Origin of the sequence: Agrobacterium rosae, assembly GCF_002915175.1 — a bacterium.
Lineage (GTDB): Bacteria > Pseudomonadota > Alphaproteobacteria > Rhizobiales > Rhizobiaceae > Agrobacterium > Agrobacterium rosae.
This window is the reverse complement of record NZ_NXEJ01000012.1, coordinates 22406-43629: the sequence shown is the minus strand read 5'-3', so window position 1 is coordinate 43629 and position 21224 is coordinate 22406. Positions and strand designations below refer to the sequence as shown.

Genomic DNA, 21224 nt, shown 5'->3' with positions numbered 1-21224 from the left:
TTCGGCAATAACTATATAGGGAATTTCTGATGAAGCTTGGCCGTAGGCAGCCATCTTTCCCCCGGTGGGAAGCTCACATCAAGTGAAAAAAAGCGAAGCCATAATCTCAAATTAATGCAGGGCTATCTTGTTGAAAGTGTTGGGACTGGGATCTTACGATTAAATGCAGAACGACAGCGCGGTAGAGATCACATATGCGCCGCAAGCTGCGCAATCTTGACGGTCGCATCGTATCCGACGCCGTTGGACATAATGGTGATGCTGTCTTTGTTCTTGAACATGTACACCGAGTAGAAATTCGTAGGATTTTCGGCGATTTTCAAGCCCCAGGCACTTTCGCCTAACGCAGGGATTTCCACGAGCTCCCCGGGCTTGTTCTCGGCCTTTATGACTTCGATACCCTGATCGAAATAAGCCCGTTCCGCTCCAGCGGGGATACCAAGGCTTTCGCCCTTGAAATACATGACCTTTACATAGGCACCTGATATGCTGCCTTTCCAAGAACAAAAGCCGTTGTTGGTCTCCCGTATACGTGCAGGAGCACCAACGAATTGCTCCATATCGGCCGCAGGCACCTTCAGGCAAGCCGGCTCGTTGGGATTGACCGACACCTCTGGTGTTTTTGATCCGTCCGCCGCTATGGCCGCCGTGGCTATGCTAAAACCCAATAATGCTAGTCCGGCATATCTGCGCATAGCTTATCTTTCGGTTCAACTTGAACTTGAATGGTGACTTTTTACTCGCGAGGGCTAATTTTTAGGCAATTCTATCCAGTTGTTTATAATTCATAAACAGATTGCCCCTAGATTTAACGGGTGCGCCCATGATTGTCCAATCCGCGGCGAGTTGAGGATGGGGATCCTCAGCGAAGCATCATCCTGCCAGACAGCCCCGAACAGTTGCCGAATTATCGAGAGACGTGCGTCTCTATTGCCTGGTTGAGGATGTAATGACTATCCGTGTGAAACTACTTGCCTGCATCTCGGTGCTCACCGCTACAATTGTGATGATTGCTGCTTTTTCCTTTTACGCAATGGAAAGGGAAGCGAAAATTGCTGATTCCATCGTGGTTGATCGCGTCGAACCGATGGAGCATTTGAAAATTATTGCTGATCGCTATGCGGTCAACATTGTCGATACCGTACACAAGGTTCGCTCCAGTGCATTGTCCCCGATTGAGGGGACCGCAAATGTTCAGTCTGCACTGGCTGATGTGAACGATCATTGGAAGGCTTACACAGCCACCGCTCTGACGAGTGAGGAAAAGCAGATTGCTGATCACTTCGACGAAGCGCGCCGGAAGGCCGACATACACGTCCAGAAACTTCTCGGTATCCTTACGTCGAAAGATGCTTCTGCGCTCGCCAGCTTCGCAGACAAAGAACTCTATCCGGCAATCGATCCTCTAGGTGGAGATATCGCCAAGCTCGTCGATCTGCAAATCCGCGTCGCCAAAGAAAATCTGGCTGAGGGCATTTCCCTGAGGACCACGCTCACAACATTGATGGTAGCGCTAACAGTAATGGCAGCCGCCGTTTCCGCTTTTTCGATCTGGACAGTCATTGCCGGTGTCATCCGTCCGGTCAACGCAATTACTGGCGCAATGGATGCCCTTGCCAAGGGTAATCTCGACGTCAACATTTATGGCGAAGGACGTTCTGACGAAATCGGCACCATGGCGTCCACGGTCGCTGTTTTCCGAGATAATGCACGCGATCGGGTTCGCCTTGAACAGGAAGCGGCAGCAAACCGTTCGCTTTCCGAGCAGGAGCGTATTGACCACGAACGGTTGCAGGCACAGGAAGCGTCGGAAGTTCGGTTTGCAGTCGATAGCATCGGCAGTGCGCTTGGCCGTCTCTCTGATGGCAAGTTGAACTACAGGATTACCGAAACCTTTGCAGACCGGCTTGATCAAGTCCGCCTCGACTTCAATGACGCCGTCGCAAAGCTAGAAGACGCCATGCGGCGCGTTGGCCAGAATGCGCAGGCAATTGCAGCCGGCTCTAACCAGATCCGCGCGGCGGCCGACGATCTTTCGAAACGGACGGAACAGCAGGCAGCATCGGTCGAGCAAACAGCAGCGGCACTAGAGCAGATAACGACGACGGTCACCGACTCAAGCAGGCGCGCCGAAGAGGCCGGCAAAATGGTCCAGCAGACGCGTCATTCGGCGGAGCACTCAGGTGAGGTGGTTAGCAGAGCTGTCACCGCCATGCACGAGATCGAGACGTCGTCGAATGAGATTTCCAACATCATCGGTGTCATCGATGAGATCGCCTTCCAGACCAATCTGCTTGCTCTGAATGCCGGCGTAGAAGCCGCCAGAGCGGGCGAGGCGGGCAAAGGCTTTGCCGTCGTCGCACAGGAAGTTCGCGAACTTGCACAGCGCTCCGCGAAGGCTGCGAAAGAGATCAAGGCTCTGATCGGCAAATCGGGTACACAGGTCAAAAACGGCGTCGAACTGGTGACGGAAACGGGCAAAGCTCTGCAACAGATCGTCGCGCAGGTGCAGGGTGTCAGCACCAACGTTACGGCGATCGTCGAAGGCGCGAAGGAACAGGCGACCGGCTTGCGGGAAATTAACACTGCCGTCAACACCATGGACCAGGGCACTCAGCAGAATGCCGCGATGGTCGAGGAATCGACGGCGGCAAGCCATTCTCTCGCCAGGGAAGCGGAGGCACTATTCCAGCTGATCGCCAGATTCGAGATTGGTTCAACACATGCAGCCACCGGTCCTCGCAGAGAAATGGTAACACTACCTGTGGCGTCTCCGGCAAGACGTCTGATCGCACGCGTTTCTAACGCCGTGCGTGGCAATACCGCCGCAAGGGCCGATAGCTGGGAAGAGTTCTAAAAAGTCTGATCTGAAACCTGTCTACAGGCCTTGTTGAAGCAGCTTCCGCCCAATCTTCTCTACAAGATTGGGCGGAGGGCATCAACATCATGGTCGCGCGTGTTCGACATCAACGCCCCTGATACAAAATTTATTCATTTGAGAAGAGAGGGCTTTCGCCTCATCGTAGCTCACATCAAAGGAAGCGAGGATGAGACAAAATTTGAGCCGCCGAATTCTCCCGCCGAACAGGTTATCAAAGATATCCAAAGGGTCATGCTGCCACAACGACGAAGGCCTGCCTCATACTCCACCCAGTTTGTCACCTTGAACTTCATTTTACCGATGTGATGGCGGCGAGTGGCGTTTATGTTTGTGCGGCATGCTGGACCAATCAAACGAGTTTCGATCCCTGCCGCATAGATGAAAAATGTTGAAATTTGATCCGTGCACCAATTCCACACCAACATAGTGTTTCGGCCGATCGTCAGCCCGATGCTCTGCCGTCGGCTTGGCATCCTGACACGGGCTGGCGGCACTCGTTCGCCGCCCGTCCAGAAGTTTTACACAACGTTCCGTCCGATCTGGAGCGGCGCAGTCGCGTAATTATCCCGCTTACGCGACTGCGCCGCCGTCAGGGGTTCACCCAGTCACAGCCGCCCAGGCTTTGACACCCATTCGCTGACAAAGTCGAACACCTGTTTTTTCGTGTCACCATATTCCGGCTTGCAGGGCTGGAAGAGATGGGTGGCGCCTTCGACGGAGGCATAGGTTTTGTCTTTTGCGCCGAGATGATCATAGATTACCTCGCCGGGAACAACGAGATAGTGGCAACTCATGGTCAGAACCAGCGACGGGACCGTCACGCCCTCGGCATTGGATGGCGTCGAGGTGTAGGAGGAGGCCCAGTCGATCCCCTCGATGTCGTCGGTAGTAAACGCGAAATCCGGTTTTACCCGTATTGCAGAGTTGGCCAGGAAGCTGCGAACCGTTGTCGAGTAGTTCATGGCTCCGAGTTCGTTCAACATGCCGAGCACCTGCTTGCCGCCGGCCGATGGACGGACCGATTTGACGATCTCCTGCGTCCGGCTTCCATCGGCATGGATCAAAGTATGGGGCTGCCTGGTATGGGCGGCAAAGCTGAGATCGGGCTGGTAGAGCCGCGCGCCAAGCGCGCGGATGCCAACACCCTTGACCAGAAAGGGCTCGTCATTGGAAAATTCGCCCTTGCCCACCGTTATCAACTTAAGACGTTCGACCGCCTGATCGACGATCTGGTTGTTGCGGGCTGCCTGCGCGGCATAGAAACGCTTGGCAAAGTCCGGCGTATAGGTCGCTTTTTTGCCGTCGATGTCATAACCGTTTTCCCTGGCAAACATGTCGAGCGCTGCGTCGCGGCCCTTTTCGCCCGCCGCCGGATCGACCGCACTCATCTGATGAGCGGCGCCCAGTGTCGGATCGAGCAGGATGAAGCCATCCGGTTTTTCCAGACCGGAGATGTGCTTACCGTTGCAGGGAACGATCTTCTCAGGGCCTTGGCAGGCGGCCGGGCCATGTTCGGCGACGTTTTCATAGAGCGTGCCCATATGGGTGCCGCCGCTATGGGCCAGCAGGACGACCTTTTCAATGCCGGGAAGTTTGCGCAGATAGGCGATGCCCCGCGAAATGCTCGGCAGGAAATCCTCCGGCGGCGCATCGGCATTGTCGCGATTGGGATGGGAGAAGACGAAGGCGATGCGCGCATCCGGGGCGGGAATCAACGGCTCCAACAGCAAGCCTTCGGTGTCGTCGCTCAGGCGGATATATTGGGAACGGAATTTTTCCGATTTTGCCGCCGGATCTGCCGGAACCGCTGCAGGTGCAGTGGTTGCCTGCGCCAGGGCGGGTAGCGGCACCAGGCCGAGTATGATGGCAAGGCTCGCAGCTTTCATGTGGTTTCTCCCTTTGTATGGCGTTGCTGTGGCGCGTTTCCAAAGAAAGGCACCTTGAGCCGGTCAAGGAATTACGTTGATATTCAAATGCGAGACCGCGGCGCGTGTATCGTCGCACCCGTTGTTCCATCGGCCGCCGATGCTGCATCCATGGATACATCGACCCTCATCGCGCAAAGACTTGGCAAATCTCTTGCCTCCGACGGAACCCCCTCACATCCACTCAACTCCTCCCAAACGCCTATTTGTGTCGATTAGGAGCAGCCTGTCTAATCAGGATTTTGACAGTTTTGACATAGGTTTTATCAATGATTAGCTGGCGATATCGCCGATCCACGATCATATCGACGGTCATAGGGGGCGTATTCGCCGGGAAATCCGGGCAGGCAGCAGCACGCGGTGGACGCGCCGAATTGCGATGCAAAGCGCCAGCCTGCATCTTCAAGTATAATTTATTGGACGCAAACAACTTACACGGCGAACTTGTAGCAGCGTGTAGCAGATAGATCTGCTTGCACCAGTGCGCAGCATTGGCGGATAACAACCTAACCGATGTTTGCCTTGGATGACTGAATTTGGGCCGAACGGCCGGTGCCAAAGGAGCATTTTATATGACCCGTCTCACCGCCAAGGATTTTCATCCCGAAATTCTCGAACTTTACGATTATTAGGCGCATGGTAAGATTACAAAGCGTGAGTTTCTGGACCGCGCGGCCAAATTCGCGATTGGTGGCCTGACCGCCGCGGCGATCCTGGCGTCCATGAGCCCCGATTATGCGCTGGCGCAGCAGGTGGAGTTCACCGATCCGGATATCAACGCCGAATACATTACCTATCCGTCTCCTCAGGGGAACGGCAATGTCCGCGGCTATCTGGTGCGCCCGGCAAAAACCATCGGCAAGGTGCCAGCCGTGGTGGTAGCGCACGAAAACAGAGGCTTGAACCCCTATGTCGAAGACGTGGCGCGCCGCGTCGCCAAAGCCGGATTCATCGCCTTGGCGCCGGATGGCCTGAGTTCGGTCGGCGGTTACCCCGGAAATGATGAGAAAGGCCGCGAACTGCAGCAGAAAGTTGACCCCGAAAAGCTGATGAACGACTTTTTCGCAGCGATCAAATTTCTGATGCACCATGACCTGACCACGGGCAAGGTCGGGATCACCGGATTTTGCTATGGCGGCGGCGTCGCCAATGCCGCGGCCGTGGCCTTTCCAGAGCTAGGCGCAGCCGTTCCCTTTTACGGACGTCAGCCTCGGGCGGAAGACGTCGAGCGCATCAAGGCGCCAGTGCTCTGCATTATGCCGAACTGGACAAGGGAATCACCGATGGCTGGCCTGCCTATGAAACGGCGCTGAAGGCGGCAGGAAAGACCTACGAGGCCCACGTCTACCCCGGCGTCAATCATGGATTCCACAACGATTCAACGCCGCGTTACGACGAGGCGGCAGCCAATCTCGCCTGGGATCGCACGATCGCCTGGTTCAAGCGCTATCTCGTGTAAAGACGATTGGCTGGAGTCGTGCAACAATGAAGCAGACCATGTCACGATGTGAGGTGGCCTGCTTTAGGTTCACGGAAAATCGGCTCCATGATAAATAAACTCGTTATATCGAACCTCGCTCCTGAGACCGGAAGTAACCGATCTTGTCGGTGGCGTTCTCGATGCTTTTGAGAAGCGCGTAGGTTCGCGACTGGTCTGCGGTGGCGCGATCGGCCACGAATACGCGGCCATCGACCAGTTGCGGGATCGATGAAAGCATGGAAATAGCGCCGGCCGCCGGATAGGCTTGGATCATCTTGGTCGGAAACACCCCAAAGCCCAAGCCGGATGCCACGAGTTGCATGGCGGCGTTCAGACTGGAGCAGAGGCAGATCCGGTCCGGCGTGACCTTTGCTTCGGCAAACCAGCCGATCGTCGCGCGGTACATTGCCGTCGGTGGTGGGGTGGTGATGATCGTCTGCTGTGCCAGTTCCGCCGGCGTGCCCTTGATCTTTCCGCGGAATTTTGCGGCGGCAGCCCAACTGTTTTTCTGGACCCCCAGGGCCGACAGCCTGATATCGCGCAGACCGATGGGGTCCACCAGGATGGCGACGTCGAGTTCACTGTCGGCCAGCGCCTGTTCCAGTCCGGAACTGGTCGCCACCGTCCATTCCGGCCTCAGCAGAGGGAAGTCGGACTCCAGCGACGACAGCACGCCGGCCATGCAGGCGACGGCAAAGCCCTCGGCCAGGCCGATCCGAAGGCTGCCGGCAATATCGGTTGCCTGGGATGATTTCTCCAGCTCGCCGCAGGCATCGAGCACGATTTTCACGTGGCTGAGAAAGGTGTGGCCATCGCGCGTCAGCTTCAGTCCTCTGCCGTGGCGTACAAATAGCGGCGACGGCAGTTTCGTCTCAAGTTGCTTTAACCGCAGCGACAAGGTCGGCTGGGTGACATGCAGACGGTCGGCCGCCTTTTGCACGCTGCCCAGTTCGGCGGTCCAGAAAAACGCTTCGAGTTCCGGTATCGACCAACGGCTCATGTCTGTGTCCCTGTCATCGGCTCACGTCAGCTTGCATGCCCAAAGTGCCACGGCCGCCTGCCATTGGCCATCCACTCATTGAATTTTCCTATTCGTTATCGCCGAAAGAACTCATTGGACAAGTTGCGCCACTGAAACAACAGTGTCGAAGTGCGGAATTGGGAGATTCCGCCGCAGTTCAGGGGGGAGAGTACATGCACAACCGGCGCTACTGGATCGCGCTGCTGATTTTTACAGCAGTCATCATCAACTACATGGACCGGATTGCGCTGTCGGTTGCCTCCAAGGAGATAGCAGCCGAGTTCGGCTTCTCACCGATCCAGATGGGTTACCTGTTTTCCGGCTTTCTCTGGACCTATGTCGTCTGCCTGATTCCCATCGGGCTGCTGGTGGAAAAGGTCGGGGCCAAGCGCATGGTGGGCGGCGGCATCGCCGTCTGGTCTGCCGCTACCGCAGTCACGGCCATGACAACAGGGTTCATCTCGATTTTGGCAGCCCGTCTGGTGATGGGCGCCAGCGAGGCTTCGACCTTTCCGGCCTGCGGGCGCATCATCCGCGACTGGTTTCCGGAAAAGGAACGCGGTCTGGTCACCACCCTGTTCAATGGCGGCTCCTCGGCAGGTCCTGCGATCGGCGCGATCGTCACCGCAGCCCTGGTCAGCTCGGTTGGCTGGCGCACATCCTTTGTCCTGCTCGGCATTCTCGGTTTCATCTGGCTCGCCGCGTGGATCTACTGGTATGGCGCGCCCGAGGCGGTGCGCTGGCTGTCTGCAGCGGAACGCGAAAAGATAACCGCTGAGCGCAATGGCGACAGCGCCGTGGCATCTGCGGATTATCCGGCGCCGTCCTCGCTGCGCTATCTGCTGGCACAGACGAGCATCTGGGGCCTGGTACTCACGCAGGCTTGCCTAGTCTATACGGCTTATCTGTTCCTCACCTGGCTACCGACTTTTTTGCAGTCAACGCGCGAACTCTCGACCATGAACACCGGTTACCTGACGGCAGCGCCCTATCTGCTGACGATGGTATTTGGCCTAATAATTGCCTGGTCCAGTGACAGGATCCTGTCCTCGACATCGATCCAGGCCGGCAAGCGGCGCTATTTCGTGGCCGCCATGGCCCTGTTGTCGCTGCTGATCCTTCTTGCGCCCGTGGTCGACAACCTCTGGCAGCTGCTGGCCGTGCTGACCCTGGTGCTGACCGGATCGACGACAGGGGCCGGTTTGAATTTCACCCTGGCGAGCGATCTGCTGCGCAATCCGCGCGACGTTTCCCGCGTGATCGCCATCACCGCGCTGGGTGGGAACCTGTTCGGCCTGATCGCGCCAATCATCACCGGCTATGTCGTGTCGGCGACCGGTGGCTACACCTGGGCCTTCCGGATTGCAGCATTGCTGCTGGTCTGCGGCGCGATCGCAACCTTGTCCCTCAGCCGCAAGCCGATCGAACCGGAATTCCGCAACTCTGCATCCTGAGGGGGATGTGCCAAGCGACGTTGACAGCGACTGGAACCGAGATGACCTACCACTACGCCACCCCAAGACGACCGATTACCGACGCGATACGGAAAATGGTGATCAGTGATTTTCCGGAGATCGCGCTCATCCCGGACATCGACATGCAGGACAAGGTGGTGGAGGCCTGGAGCTATGCGCTCTGCTGTTCCGATTTTTCGCGCATCACCGAGATCCCGCCAGAAGGCAATCCCGGCGCGCCTGTGCTCGTTCAGGGAACGCAGGCCGATCATATCCGCGGTGTGATGCGCTACACCCGCGCTATCGCATTGGAATTCGAGCAGGCCTATCCGCAGACGCAGATCGACTGGAGCATTCTCCTGGCCGGGGCGGCCTGTCACGATGTCGGCAAGCCCTACGAATTCGATCCCGCCAACCGAAAGCGCTGGGCGGAGTGTCCCGCGCAATCCGGTGCGCCGACATTCCGGCATTCGGTGTTCGGCATGCATGTCTGTCTGATGGTCGGCCTTCCGGAAGAAGTCGCGCATATCGCGGTCGGCCATTCACTTGAGGGGCTGCACATGGGCGTGAGTGCGGAATGCACCATTGTTCGCCAGGCCGATCACGGCTGGTGGCATGTCGCGGGGGCCCTGGGCCTGATCACGCCGGAGTCGCTTGGCGCGCTCTCCGGCAACCTGCGCGCCCGTCCGCAGCGATCGGAGGATCAGGTGGGACAGAGTTCCGGCATGGATCACGTTTCGCACGGGCGCGGCAGGGGTCGCACGGGATCCGGTAACGGATCGAAATGAGAATTGGGCGGTGCCCGATCATGCAGGTGCCTCGAGTTTTCGGAGCACGGTTTTCAACAGGGAGGAGATAAAATGCAACAGGATAGAAGAGACGGCGATCGCGGCAGAACACGACCCGCTTTCGCAAAGAGACTGCGCACCGGCACCGCGATTCTGGCACTCGGCGTGCTGCCGATCTTTTTGGTCCCGGCAATGAGCGCGCAAGCCAAATCCGCTATCGCCGTCGAGACGGTAAAGATCGAAGGTGGCTCGGTGCGCGGTGTTGGCACCGACGTGCCCGGCGTGCAGGTGTTTAAGGGCCTGCCCTTTGCCGGGCCGACCGGCGGCGAGAACCGCTTCCGCCCACCGCAGCCGGTTACGCCCTGGGACGGCGTGCGCACCGCCGACAGCTGGGGCGACCAGGTGCTTCAGGACGTCAACGGCAATCCGACGGGCGCCTTCTGGGGCGACGAATTCTATTACGACCCGGCCTTTATGCCGAAGGCCAGCGAAAACGGGCTCAATCTCAACGTCTGGACCCCGGCCAGGACGACCGGTGAAAAACTGCCGGTCTATGTCTGGATCCATGGCGGGGGCAATCACCACGGCTATGCCTCCGAGATTGAGTTCTATGCCTCCAAGCTCGCGGCCAAGGGGATCATCGTCGTCTCCTTGCAATACCGCACCGGCGCGCTCGGCTATCTCTCGCTTCCGGAACTTTCGGCCGAAAGCCCGAACAAGGTTTCGGGCAATTATGCGGTGCTTGACGAAATCAAGGCCTTGCAGTGGGTGCGCGACAATATTGCCGGGTTTGGCGGCGATCCGCGCAATGTCACGGTCGGTGGTCAGTCCGCCGGCGCCCGCAACACCACGATGCTCCTGCGTTCACCACTTGCCAAGAAGCTTTTTCACCGCGCGGTGATCGAAAGCGGGTCGACGGGATTCTTCCCATCGCCGATGTCGAAACTCCCCGAGCGCGAGACCGCCAATGCCAAGGGGATAGCCGAGGTGTTCGGCAAGCCGATGAGCCTTGCCGACCTCAGGGCCATTCCAACGGAGGATTTCATTGCAAAGAAGGCGACCGACGGAAAGACGCAGCTGTACGAAGCCCTGCATCAGGCAACCAACGGCACCGCGCAGCATACGATCGATGGCTATGTCTTTACCGATGCGTCCGTCGATCTGCTGAAGCCCGGAGCGCTCGAAGGCTTTGACATCATGATGGGCGGCACGTCAGACGAATACACTTCGCTTCAAGGTGGCCCCGACAGGACGATGACGGCGGCCGAACTCGGCCAGGCGATGAGGAAGATCGGCTATGACGACGGCTGGAAAAACATCTACCGCCCATCCGATCCGCGCGACGCCTATCGAAAATCCTTGCGCGCCCGGACGGACTTCAATCTGCAAGGGTTCATTCTTTCGGCCGAGATCGCCAAGGCTCGCAACAAAGACCTGAACGTCTATACCTTCTACTTCAACCACGCACCGCCGGGACGGGATTCGGAGTTCTATGGATCATTCCATTCGTCGGATCTGTGGTATTTCTTTAATTCGCTGCGCAATCAGCCGGGGCAGCGCAGCTGGACGGATGCCGACTTCCGCATGGCCGACATAATGTCGTCCTATCTCGCCAACTTCGTCAAATCCGGCGATCCGAACGGCGCCAGCCTGCCTAAATGGCCGCAAACCACCGTCAAGGACGGTGGCAGTTTTATCCGCTTCCACGACGGCTACGCCTATCCGGTGAAGGGGACACCCTATCCGGAACGTGATCGTTTCAATCGGGAGGCGGTGATGAAGGTGCAGGGTCTGAAGCCGGCTGACCTTTCAAAATAGTCGCGACATCTCGTCTTGGCAGATCGCAGCGCTTGGTCGGTGTTGCGGTTATCCGACAGCTTTCGACGAACGGGTCATCTGGCCGTTGGCTCGTCTGAATGCATCGTCAACAGAAGGATTGAATCATGAACACAACCAAATTGCTGATCGCGGCACTAGTCGCGACCACGGGTTTGTCCGGCGAGGTCCTGGCCGAGACGGCTAGCGGCAAACTGCGGGTCGGAACGGCACGCGTCGATATCACCCCGCCGGTCAATCCGGCTTACCCGCCGATGAACGAGTATGAGCACGAAAAGCTTTATATTCGTGCGATCGTCATCGACAACGGAACCACCCGGGCCGCTCTGATCGGTGCCGATCTCGGCGGCATCGAAGAGCCGGTCTGGGCCGATGCCAGCAAGCGGGTCGCGGCCGAGCTTGGCACCCCGGTTGAAAACATCATCATTTCGCCCACCCATATCCACAGCGACAGGCCTGCTGGCCCGCCGCCGACAGGATCCACGCCGCGTTACGCCAACGATTTTGCAGCCAATGTCATAGCCGATGCCGTGAAGACGGCTTTGTTGAACCTGCAACCCGCGCTGGTTGGCTACGCGACCGGAGCCGCCGACCTCAATGTCAATCGCGATGCCATCGACCCGCAGACCAGCCGCTGGACGCAGGCGGCAAACCTGAAGGCATCGTCCGACAAGACGGTCGGTGTGTTGTCCTTTGTCAAGCCGGACGGCCAGCCGATTGCGGCCTATGTCAATTATGCCATGCATCCGGTGAACGGCTATCTCAGCGGTGTCGTGACCGGCGATTTTTCCGATGCGACAAGCCGTCACGTCGAACAGGCATTCGGCGACGAGATGGTCACCGTCTTCAGCCAGGGCGCCTCCGGCGACCAGAACCCGCGCTGGCTGCGCGCCGGTACCAATGCGCTTGCTTCCGTCACCGGCGTCAAGATCACTGGCTATGAACTGACACGCGAAGCGGTCGAGGCACCGCTCCGGGACAACAAGGTTCCCTATGGAAAGCTGGACCAGAAGGTTGCCCACGACATGGCCGACTACATGCAGGCGCTGGGTATAGTCCTCGGCGAAGAGGTCATTCGCGTGATGAGCCACACCGAGGGACGGTTGGCGGACGCCGACATCTGGGGCAAGCAGACCATCCTGTCCTGCCCTGGCCGCAAACGGCTGGACAATGCTCGCGAAGGCACCGAAGGCAAATATGAGGATGGCCCGAATGTCGATATCCGGCTCGGCGTTCTGGGCATCGGCGACACGGCGCTGACGACGGCCAATGCCGAGATCTACAGCCGGATCGGCCTGCGCGTAAAACAGGAGTCGCCGCTGACCAAGACGATGTTCGTCACGCTGGCCAACGGAAAAGCTGCTTCGGGATATATTCCCGACGACGAGTCTTTTGGCCACCAGAGCTTTCAGGTGTTGGGCTCGCGGCTGAAGCCGGGTTGCGCCGAAAGCGGAATTGCCGGGGGCATTTCCGGGCTGGTCACGGACTACCTGAAGCACTGACAGAAACTGTCAAAATCGGTGGTTGAGCATCTGTTAGCCTGCGCGGTCTGCAGATAAGGCCAATGTGCGTCGCCATGCCAGTGCGAACCAAAGCCTGTATTGCTTCCACGGCGGATGAAGCGCTTTTGGAACCGACAACGAAAAGTGGCCGCAGTTTCCTGCGGCCACCCGAAGCTATTGCGATCAGAATGCCTTTAACGGCAGACGCGTTCCTTCTTGATCACGACATGGCCGTGCACCATGTGCTTGACCGCCTTGACGACGCATTTCTGCTGATGGGTCTCATGGCGGGGCTTGTGCATGTTCGCGGCCTGACTGGCCGCCGATCAACGCCATCGACGCGAATGCGATGACTGCAGTGATTTTTAGGTTGTTCATGGTTAATCTCCTCAAGGGGCAGGGTGGCGATGCGCACTGGCGCATCCGGCGTGACCGGAATTCAAAGATTTGATGCTGGACAGCTGCATTCAGCATCACTTGTGCAGGTCCTGCCTGGCAACAGTAATGCGTGCGATCAGCTTGGGATCAATTACAATACCAAGGCCTGGTCCAGTCGGCACGGTGACGCTTCCATCTCCGTTCAAGGCTGGACGTCCGGCCAGCTCCAGCAGCGGGTTGGGTCCGACGTCATATTCGAGATAGGGAAAGGCCTGGGCCGGGCCGGCACGGTGCGGGGAAAGCGTCGCCGTCAGATGCAGCGCTGCGTGGAAATTGATGGTGCTGCCCCAGACATGCGGGATCACCGGACGATCAAAGAGCTCGCCCAGCGCTGCCACCCGGCCGACGCCGGTCAGGCCGCCGCAGATGGCAATGTCGGGCTGCAGGACATCGAGAGACCCGCGCGTCAGGAACGGCAGGAATGCCGCGGCGGAGCGAAAAGTCTCACCGCCCGCAATCGCCGGCTTGATGTGCCCGGCAACAAGGTCATAGCCGTGCAGATCCTGCGGGCTTGCCGGCTCCTCGATCCAGAGTAGGTCTGCCTCCTCCATCCGGATTGCGGTGGCAATCGCATTGCGCGGGGTGACGGACTGGTTGAAATCGATCATCAGCGCTGCGGTCTTGCCGATCTGCTGTCGCGCGGAGATGGCGGCGGCGGCATCATCGACCGGATTGAAGCCGCTGCGCAGTTTGAACGCCTGAAATCCCTGGGTGACGTAGCCGTCAATCTCACGCTTGAAGTCGCGATACGGGTGGCCTTCCGGCTTGAAGAATGGTCCGCTGGCATAGGCAGCGACGGTGTCGCGCAGGGCGCCGCCCAGCAATGTCGACAGCGGTACGCCATAAAGGCGTGCCATCAGATCGTGCAGAGCCATATCCATGGCAGCCACTGCCGCCATGCCGGCGTCGCCGCCGGCGGCCTCGCGCATCTGTTGCCAGAGACGGCCGATATGCGATGGATTCTGGCCGAGAACGCAGCCGGCGAGGTTGCTCTCGATCAGCTTTGCTGCCGCTGCAGGCGAAACCCAGGCCTCGCCCCAGCCAGACACGCTCTCTGCAACGATCTCCACCAGAAGCGTGTCGCGGCTGGCAAAGAACATCAGGGCATTGCCGATCGGTTCCGAAAGCGGGGCAGAGAGAAGGTGAAGTTTGACATGCGTGATATTCATGAAGCTGCTCGCGTTTGGCCAAGTTCGGGTTTGGGCCGCAGCAGCTCTTTCATGCTGCGACCGAGAACCAGGATGGCGACGGCGGTGATCGCCATGGAAATCGACAGAAACAGCAGCGACCCTTGAAAACTGCCGGTGGCATCGCGCACCCAACCGATGACCGACGGGCCGAAAAACCCGCCTGTGCTGCCGACCGAATTGATCAGCGCGATGCCGGCTGCCGCGGCTGTGCCGGTGAGCAGCGTCGATGGGAAGATCCAGATATTCGGAGATGCGCCGCCAATGCCCGCAGCACCGATCGTCAGGCCAATCAGTCCGAAGATCGGATTGCTGGAAAAGGCTGCGAGCGCAAAGCCGACAGCGCTGGCGAGGAACGGTCCGGCTGCGTGCCACACCCGCTCGCCCGTCTTGTCGGCATGGCGACCGACCAGGATCATCGCCAAAACGGTGAACAGCGCCGGAATGGCGGTCACGCAGCCGGTTTGCAGATTGCTCAGGCCGAACTGCTTGATGAACTGCGGCATCCAGATAGCGATCCCCGTGGTACCCATGACCAGTCCGACGGCGATGAAGCACATCAACAGCACGCGCGGATCGAACAGCGCCTTGGGAACCGAAAAGTGCTCGACCGTTTCTTGCGTCTGGCGCTCGCCATCAAGGCGCGACACCAGCCAATCTTGCTCTTTCGGGGTCAGGAATGTCGCGGTCGTTGGTGAATCGGGCAAGCAGAACAACACGACCAGGCCCATGATGATAGCCGGAAGCGCTTCGATCAAAAACATCCACTGCCAGCCGAAAAGCCCGCCGACGCCGTTTAGGTGCTCGACGATCAGGCCGGATGCCGGGGCGCCGATCATCGAGGCAAGCGGAACGGCAATGTTGAAGGTTGCAAACATCTGGGCGCGATAGGCCTTGGGAAACCAGAGCGTCATATAGAAGATCATGCCGGGGAAGAACCCGGCTTCCGCGGCGCCGAGCAGAATTCGAACAATATAGAAGCTTGACGGGCTCCACACGAAGGCCGTGGCGGCCGAAAGGATGCCCCAGCTGACCAGAATGCGCGCGATCCAACGGCGCGCACCGACGCGTGCCAGGATCAGGTTACTCGGCAGTTCGCAGAGCACGTAACCGAGAAAGAAAATACCGGCCCCGAAACCAAAGGCCGAAGCTGAAAAGCCGAGGTCCTTGTTCATCGTCAGTGCGGCAAAGCCGATATTGACGCGATCGAGAAAGGCCGCGAAGTAACACAGCATCAAGATCGGCAGGATGCGCCGCGCCGCCTTGGAGATAATGTCTTTACGCTCGTCCATCTTGCTCTCCTCCATGCGCCGGCTCCCGACCGGTCACGCTCCACATAGCGTTATGCGTTATTGACTTTGACAAACCAAATGAGTTTTCTGAGCGGAATAATATAGGAATTTCCAATGTCGCGGATAACTCTAGCGCAGATCGAAGCATTCTTCTGGACGGTCGAGCTGGGCTCTGCGCAACGGGCGGCTAATCATCTGCATCTGGCCCAGCCGTCGATCTCGCTGCGATTGAAAGATTTGCGCGACGCCGTCGGCAGCGACTTGCTGCAAAGGTCGAGCAAGGGCATGGTGCTGACAGCAGAGGGTCGGGCCTTTCTGCCGCGTGCCACCGCGATCATGGCGCAGATCAGGGCCATCCATGAGCCTGCGGCAGGCGAGGGGATTGCCGGGACGATCCGGGTCGGTCTGGCGGAGGGATTTGCGGTCAACTGCCTGGCGCCACTGCTTGCCGGCCTGCTGCAGGACCACCCGGCGCTGGTGCCGGAATGGGTCGTCTCCACCAGCACGACGCTGGAGTCGGCCCTGGTCGACGATGGGCTCGACGTCGCCGTTCTCCTCAGTCCGATCGGGCACGAAAGACTGGCGCTCAAGCCGCTTGGGTCACAACCGACCAGTTGGGTCGCGCCTTCCATCTGGAAGATCGACGGCGCCGTCGCGCCAAAAGACATTTGGGACAGGGCGATCATCTGCAATCCATCGCCGTCCGCGATGTACCGGCAGATGACCTACTGGTTCGCCAATGCCGGGATGCAGCCCGCCAATGTCAGCAGTTGCACCAGTGTTGCCGTGATTGCCGAACTGGTGGCTTCAGGGCTGGGCTGTGCGGTCCTGCCGGTCAGAATGGCGGCGCGTCACGTCGGTGAAGGAACGATGCAGCTGTTGGCCTCCAACCCGCGGATTGAAAACGGCCGGCTGTTCACGGCATCCCGCCGGGGCGTGGTCGACCCGAAAATATCGGCCTTTGAAACGGTGACCGCGAAAGTCCTTGAGCGGATGGATTATCTGGTCCTCGGCATGTGAGCGTCGCTTGCGCGGTTTTGAGCCGCTTATGTCACGAGAAATTCGACGTCCGGCCGAGCGTGAAGCTGGCGCCTTGTGGGGCGCCAGCCTTTACTGATCACGACTTGTTCGGATTTCCCATCAGCTCGAGCAAGGCCTTGTCGTGCTGGCGTCCGAGAATGCTGTAGTCGTCGAACAGCATCGTTGCGCCGTTTTCCGGCGTATAGGATGTCCAGTCCGGAATCCCGGGATTCGAGGGGTTCGACGTCCGCATGAAGTTGATCCAGGAGCGGGCCATATCGAACGACATCGACCGTGCGGCCTCGCCGCCGCCAAACGACTGCGGTGTGCGATCGGCATTGTAGAGGGCCATGGGAACATCGGAGACATGCCACGCGCCGGCAATGCCATCGAGGACTGGCGGGTTCCATTTGTAGAGATAGACGAAGACAGGTGCAGCGCCCGATTTGACCTTCACGTCTGCCGCGCCCAGAACCCCGGTTCGGGTGGCATTGGCGAAGACCAGGACCCGCGACAGCGGGTCGCGTGGATAGGCAGCCTGCCAGGCGTCGGCAATGCCCTGCGCCTTGGTTCCGAATTTCTCAGTCAGCTTCGACAGCACCTGATCCTTGCTCCATTTGGTCCAGTTGTCGGCATAGAGCGCGGAGTTGTTGTTGCCGATGACCGTGGTGGTCTCCTCCATGACGTTGCCGATCATCAGGGGTTTGTCGCTGGAATATTTCTGCCAGCCCTCGGTGACGGGATCGGCCGGAATGAAGGAGCCGTCGACACTCGGACGCCAACTGATGGCCTTGCCGAGCCCGTCGGCCTCGGTCTGTTTCAGCGCTTTCATACTGGCCGCAAGCAGCGCCGGATAGGGTGTGGTTTCGATCTGCGCCACGGTTTCCGCCGTCAGTCCCAGATTTTCGAGCGTGTGCTTGGCGATGGCGGTAGAAACATCTTTCGGGTTCGCTGCACTCGATCCGGTTCCGCTCATGACGATCGCCTTGGCAAACAGATCCTTGGCATCAGCAATCCCCATCAGCGTGCGGACTTTGCCGCCGCCGCCCGACTGACCCATGATCGTGACATTGGCCGGATCGCCCCCGAACATGTTGATGTTCTGGTGTACCCATTGCAGCGCGGCAACAATGTCGCGCATGCCTGGGTTGGAGGATGCTTTGTAACGGTCACCAAAGGCGCTCAGATCGAGCGCACCCAGAACGTTCAGACGGTGGTTGAGCGTCACGACGACCGCATCACCGAGATCGGCGAAATTCCGGCCATCATAACCCTCGCCTTCGATCGACGATCCGTTGGTAAAACCGCCGCCATGCAGAAAGACCAGCACAGGACGCTTCTTTTCGCCGCTTGCCTCCGGTGTCCAGATATTCAACGACTGGCAATTTTCGCTCGCCGGCAGATACCGGTGGGGATTGAACTGCTCGTCGGTTGAGACCGCTGTCATCTCCGGTACCGGGCAGACGGCACCATAGTTGGTAGCGAGCCTGATCCCACTCCATGCATCTGGCGCCGTCGGAGCCATGAAACGCGCCGCCTTGGCGTAAGGAACGCCGCGGAAGGTATAGACGCCGCGATCGCGAAAACCCTGAAGCTCGCCCTGAGCCGTCTTGACGACGGCTTCACCGGCCGTGGCGACGTAGCTATCATCGGAAGCATGACCCAAGGCGCTGCAGCCCGCTGATAGAGCGATGCCAAGCAGCAGGGTCGATGCGTAGTCTTTTAGTGATCTCATAGTATCCTCCCGTTCCAGTGATCAGTAGTTATTGGTCAACATCAGGCGCCGAAAATTTGCTGTCCTGAACGTGTAAGATGAGGTGAAACGACCAGCTTACTCGTGCCGTCTCGCAGTTATCTGGATTCAGGCCGACAAGGGGCAGGTGTCATCGACAACAGCGCTCCTATACAATCGCGGGCCGAATGAACGAATGTCGGCCTCGCAATGCAGACAGGCCACGATCCACCAGCTGTTCAATAGCAATCTAAAAAAGATGATGTGCGACCCTCCCAAGCCGAGCACGGAAAGCCTCCATTCTTTCCATCGCCATCTTGGACGACGCGCCAATCTTGTCCAATCGGAAATGCTTGGCAAAACCCATAGGAATTTTCAATGAGAACGGTTTCGTTCGCTGTGCTAGGCGGCCGGAGCATGAAGTAGCAAATCAAAGCACGCGCAGTCCTGCACTTGTTCGTTGAAATACATCTGCAGGAAAAAGTTCTCACGGTATTCTTCCGCCTGAAAAATACCTCAAGTCCCCGAGCTCTCGACCGCCACATTACGATCTTTTAACGTGTGTTTTTCCGACGGCTGCGCCACTCATAGGTAAATCGGGCAGTAGCATGCTCGATCGCCCGCCGTTTCTCTCATCCGGATCGTGTCCCAGCGCGTGGTGTAGCTTGGTTTCATAGCCATCGGTGATTTCCGATAGGGTCGGGTTGCTTATGACCAACCTGAAGGACACCACCGATGACCAACGATATGATGAACCTGCGCTCGCTTGTTGAGAAGAGCGCCGATGCCGATTTGCTGCGCGAGATGATCGGCTTTGCCGCCGAGAAGCTCATGGCCGTGGAAGTTGGCGCTACGACTGGTGCGGGCTATGGCGAGAAGATTGCGCTTCGTCTCGCCCAGCGCAACGGCTATCGCGACCGCGATTGGGAAACGCGGGCAGGCACCGTGGAGCTGCGGATTCCAAAGCTACGGACCGGCAGTTATTTCCCAAGCTTCCTTGAGCCGCGTCGCATGGCCGAAAAAGCTCTGACGGCCGTCATCCAGGAAGCCTACATCCAAGGCATCTCGACACGTTCTGTCGATGATCTGGTCAAGGCCATGGGCATGTCTGGCATCTCGAAGAGCCAGGTGTCGCGGCTTTGCGAGGAGATCGACATCAAGGTCAAAGCCTTCCTCGATCGCCCCATCGAGGGCGAATGGCCGTACATCTGGATCGATGCCACCTACCTCAAAGTAAGGCAATGATGGCCGCATCGTATCCGTGGCGGCCATCATTGCCGTCGGTGCTAAAACGGATGGACGCCGGGAAGTGCTGGGGCTGGAAATCGGCACGTCCGAGGCCGGGCCGATCTGGACGGAATTCCTGCGCAAGCTGACCCGTCAAGGGTTGAGAGGCGTAAAGCTCGTCGTCTCGGATGCCCACGAGAGCATCAAGACGGCCGTCAGCAAGGTGCTGAATGCGACCTGGCAGCGTTGCAGGGTTCACTTCATGCGCAATGCCTTGGCGCATGCGGGAAAGAGTGGGGGGCGCGTCTTCTCCGCTTTCATTGCCACGGCGTTCGCACAGGAAACGCCGGAAGCGGCCAGCACCCAGTGGCGCAGCGTCGCCGATCAGATCAGGCCCAAGGTCCCCAAACTCGCTCATCTGATGGACAATGCCGAGAACGATGTGCTGGCCTACATGACTTTTCCCAAGCAGCATTGGGCCAAGCTCCACTCGGCCAATCCCATTGAGCGTTTGAACGGCGAGATCAAACGACGCACCGAGGTCATCGGCATCTTTCCCAACGAGGATGCCATCATCCGTCTTGTCGGCGCTCTGCTGCTCGAACAGAATGACGAATGGGCGGTCCAGCGATCCCGTTATATGACGCTGGAAACAATCGTCCAAATAAGCGATGATCCCCTCATCAGCTTGCCTGCCGTGGCCCGCTGATATTCTCTCCGGCCGAGCCGGAATAAGCCGTGGCTGGCAGAGAGCTACACCACGCCACGGGACACGATCGGATATCGTGTAGTCAATATACCCCCAACGACTTCTAGACTTGAGCCTAAGTGCCGAATGTTTCCCCACGGCCGCATTTAATGGCTTAAGGAACTGAATTATACAAGACACTAAATCAATCACAGGTAGTTTATTGAATGCCATGGGTTCAGAGCACTGAACTCGCTTGCCGGAACTGATCGAGGGGATTGCGCTTAGGCCGCACGAATGAACAGCAATTTCATCTCCGTTGACATATGTGGTGCCGTTCCGGTGTGCCAACGCAAGTACTCGTCCAAATCGCCCAGGCCGACGCCTATTCCCCAAGCCTAAGGCTTGAGCGCCGTGACACGCTATGCGTTATTAGGCCTTGCTTGATGAACCTCTACCCCCTCTTTGCTGCAGCCGCCGAACGCGAGATGGCAACGATCGCCGAGCAGCAGGAGCCGGAGGTCGCGCTCAGGCAAATGATATCAGCTGCCAGGTGCAAACGTGGAAGGCGTCAGAGCCAAAAATGACAGGCCGCAATGTCTCTTCATCTACTCGTTGACGACATCAAACAATTTCACTGAAACATACATTCCGTCCCGCCACTTTTTAGGGCTCGGCTTTTTTCCCGACCTCAAAACAGCCGATGAGTCTGCAAAGAACGCTCGATTGGGCCGCGGAATCCTATTATATTGT

General features: G+C 58.4%; 12 protein-coding genes and 4 pseudogenes. 9 read left to right on the top strand and 7 right to left on the bottom strand.

Features of this window, described 5'->3' with window-relative positions:
* Positions 1-188: 188 nt before the first annotated feature.
* Positions 189-695: a hypothetical protein gene (locus CPJ18_RS22940; protein WP_103660127.1), complete on the bottom strand. Its 507-nt coding sequence runs from the start codon at positions 693-695 to the stop codon at positions 189-191.
* Positions 696-949: 254 nt separating this feature from the next.
* On the opposite strand from CPJ18_RS22940, the gene CPJ18_RS22935 reads away from it, so the two are divergent.
* The gene (locus tag CPJ18_RS22935; RefSeq protein ID WP_103660126.1) at positions 950-2857 is read left to right on the top strand and encodes a HAMP domain-containing methyl-accepting chemotaxis protein; all 1908 of its coding nucleotides are present in this window, start codon (positions 950-952) and stop codon (positions 2855-2857) included.
* A 239-nt stretch (positions 2858-3096) separates the two neighbouring features.
* Here CPJ18_RS22935 and CPJ18_RS27270 read toward each other — a convergent pair.
* Together CPJ18_RS27270 and CPJ18_RS22925 are read right to left on the bottom strand one after the other, a co-directional pair.
* Positions 3097-3220 (bottom strand): annotated as a pseudogene (locus tag CPJ18_RS27270) (IS5/IS1182 family transposase); the annotation flags it as partial.
* Between the two features lie 266 nt (positions 3221-3486).
* Positions 3487-4767, bottom strand: a complete 1281-nt coding sequence (locus CPJ18_RS22925) for a hypothetical protein (protein WP_103660124.1) — start codon at positions 4765-4767, stop codon at positions 3487-3489.
* A gap of 611 nt (positions 4768-5378) precedes the next feature.
* On the opposite strand from CPJ18_RS22925, the pseudogene yghX reads away from it, so the two are divergent.
* Positions 5379-6265, top strand: a pseudogene (yghX, locus tag CPJ18_RS22915) (YghX family hydrolase).
* 103 nt (positions 6266-6368) lie between these two features.
* On the opposite strand, the gene CPJ18_RS22910 reads toward yghX, so the two are convergent.
* Positions 6369-7286 (bottom strand): LysR family transcriptional regulator, encoded by a 918-nt coding sequence (locus CPJ18_RS22910; protein WP_103660122.1) that lies wholly within the window; start codon positions 7284-7286, stop codon positions 6369-6371.
* Positions 7287-7480: 194 nt separating this feature from the next.
* On the opposite strand from CPJ18_RS22910, the gene CPJ18_RS22905 reads away from it, so the two are divergent.
* The 4 genes from CPJ18_RS22905 (at position 7481) to CPJ18_RS22890 (ending at position 12887) form a co-directional block, all read left to right on the top strand.
* Positions 7481-8761, top strand: a complete 1281-nt coding sequence (locus CPJ18_RS22905; protein ID WP_167397967.1) for an MFS transporter — start codon at positions 7481-7483, stop codon at positions 8759-8761.
* A gap of 41 nt (positions 8762-8802) precedes the next feature.
* On the top strand, positions 8803-9549 hold the full coding sequence (locus tag CPJ18_RS22900) for an HD domain-containing protein (protein WP_153367015.1): 747 nt from the start codon (positions 8803-8805) through the stop codon (positions 9547-9549).
* 72 nt (positions 9550-9621) lie between these two features.
* Entirely contained in the window at positions 9622-11367 is a 1746-nt protein-coding gene (locus CPJ18_RS22895; protein ID WP_103660120.1) for a carboxylesterase/lipase family protein, read from the top strand.
* Positions 11368-11492: 125 nt separating this feature from the next.
* A complete protein-coding gene (locus CPJ18_RS22890) occupies positions 11493-12887 on the top strand; it encodes a neutral/alkaline non-lysosomal ceramidase N-terminal domain-containing protein (RefSeq protein WP_103660119.1) in 1395 nt (464 codons plus the stop codon).
* A 473-nt stretch (positions 12888-13360) separates the two neighbouring features.
* On the opposite strand, the gene CPJ18_RS22880 is transcribed toward CPJ18_RS22890, so the two are convergent.
* Together CPJ18_RS22880 and CPJ18_RS22875 are read right to left on the bottom strand one after the other, a co-directional pair.
* Positions 13361-14494 (bottom strand): mandelate racemase/muconate lactonizing enzyme family protein, encoded by a 1134-nt coding sequence (locus tag CPJ18_RS22880; protein ID WP_103660118.1) that lies wholly within the window; start codon positions 14492-14494, stop codon positions 13361-13363.
* The gene (locus tag CPJ18_RS22875; protein WP_197710914.1) at positions 14491-15804 is read right to left on the bottom strand and encodes an MFS transporter; all 1314 of its coding nucleotides are present in this window, start codon (positions 15802-15804) and stop codon (positions 14491-14493) included. The genes CPJ18_RS22880 and CPJ18_RS22875 overlap by 4 nt, the downstream gene beginning before the upstream one ends.
* A gap of 114 nt (positions 15805-15918) precedes the next feature.
* On the opposite strand from CPJ18_RS22875, the gene CPJ18_RS22870 reads away from it, so the two are divergent.
* A complete protein-coding gene (locus CPJ18_RS22870; protein WP_103660116.1) occupies positions 15919-16824 on the top strand; it encodes a LysR family transcriptional regulator in 906 nt (301 codons plus the stop codon).
* 97 nt (positions 16825-16921) lie between these two features.
* On the opposite strand, the gene CPJ18_RS22865 is transcribed toward CPJ18_RS22870, so the two are convergent.
* On the bottom strand, positions 16922-18559 hold the full coding sequence (locus CPJ18_RS22865; protein ID WP_103660115.1) for a carboxylesterase/lipase family protein: 1638 nt from the start codon (positions 18557-18559) through the stop codon (positions 16922-16924).
* 732 nt (positions 18560-19291) lie between these two features.
* Here CPJ18_RS22865 and CPJ18_RS22855 point away from each other — a divergent pair.
* Together CPJ18_RS22855 and CPJ18_RS27660 are read left to right on the top strand one after the other, a co-directional pair.
* Positions 19292-20492: pseudogene (locus CPJ18_RS22855) on the top strand (IS256 family transposase).
* Between the two features lie 267 nt (positions 20493-20759).
* Positions 20760-21010: pseudogene (locus CPJ18_RS27660) on the top strand (hypothetical protein); the annotation flags it as partial.
* Positions 21011-21224 lie beyond the last annotated feature (214 nt).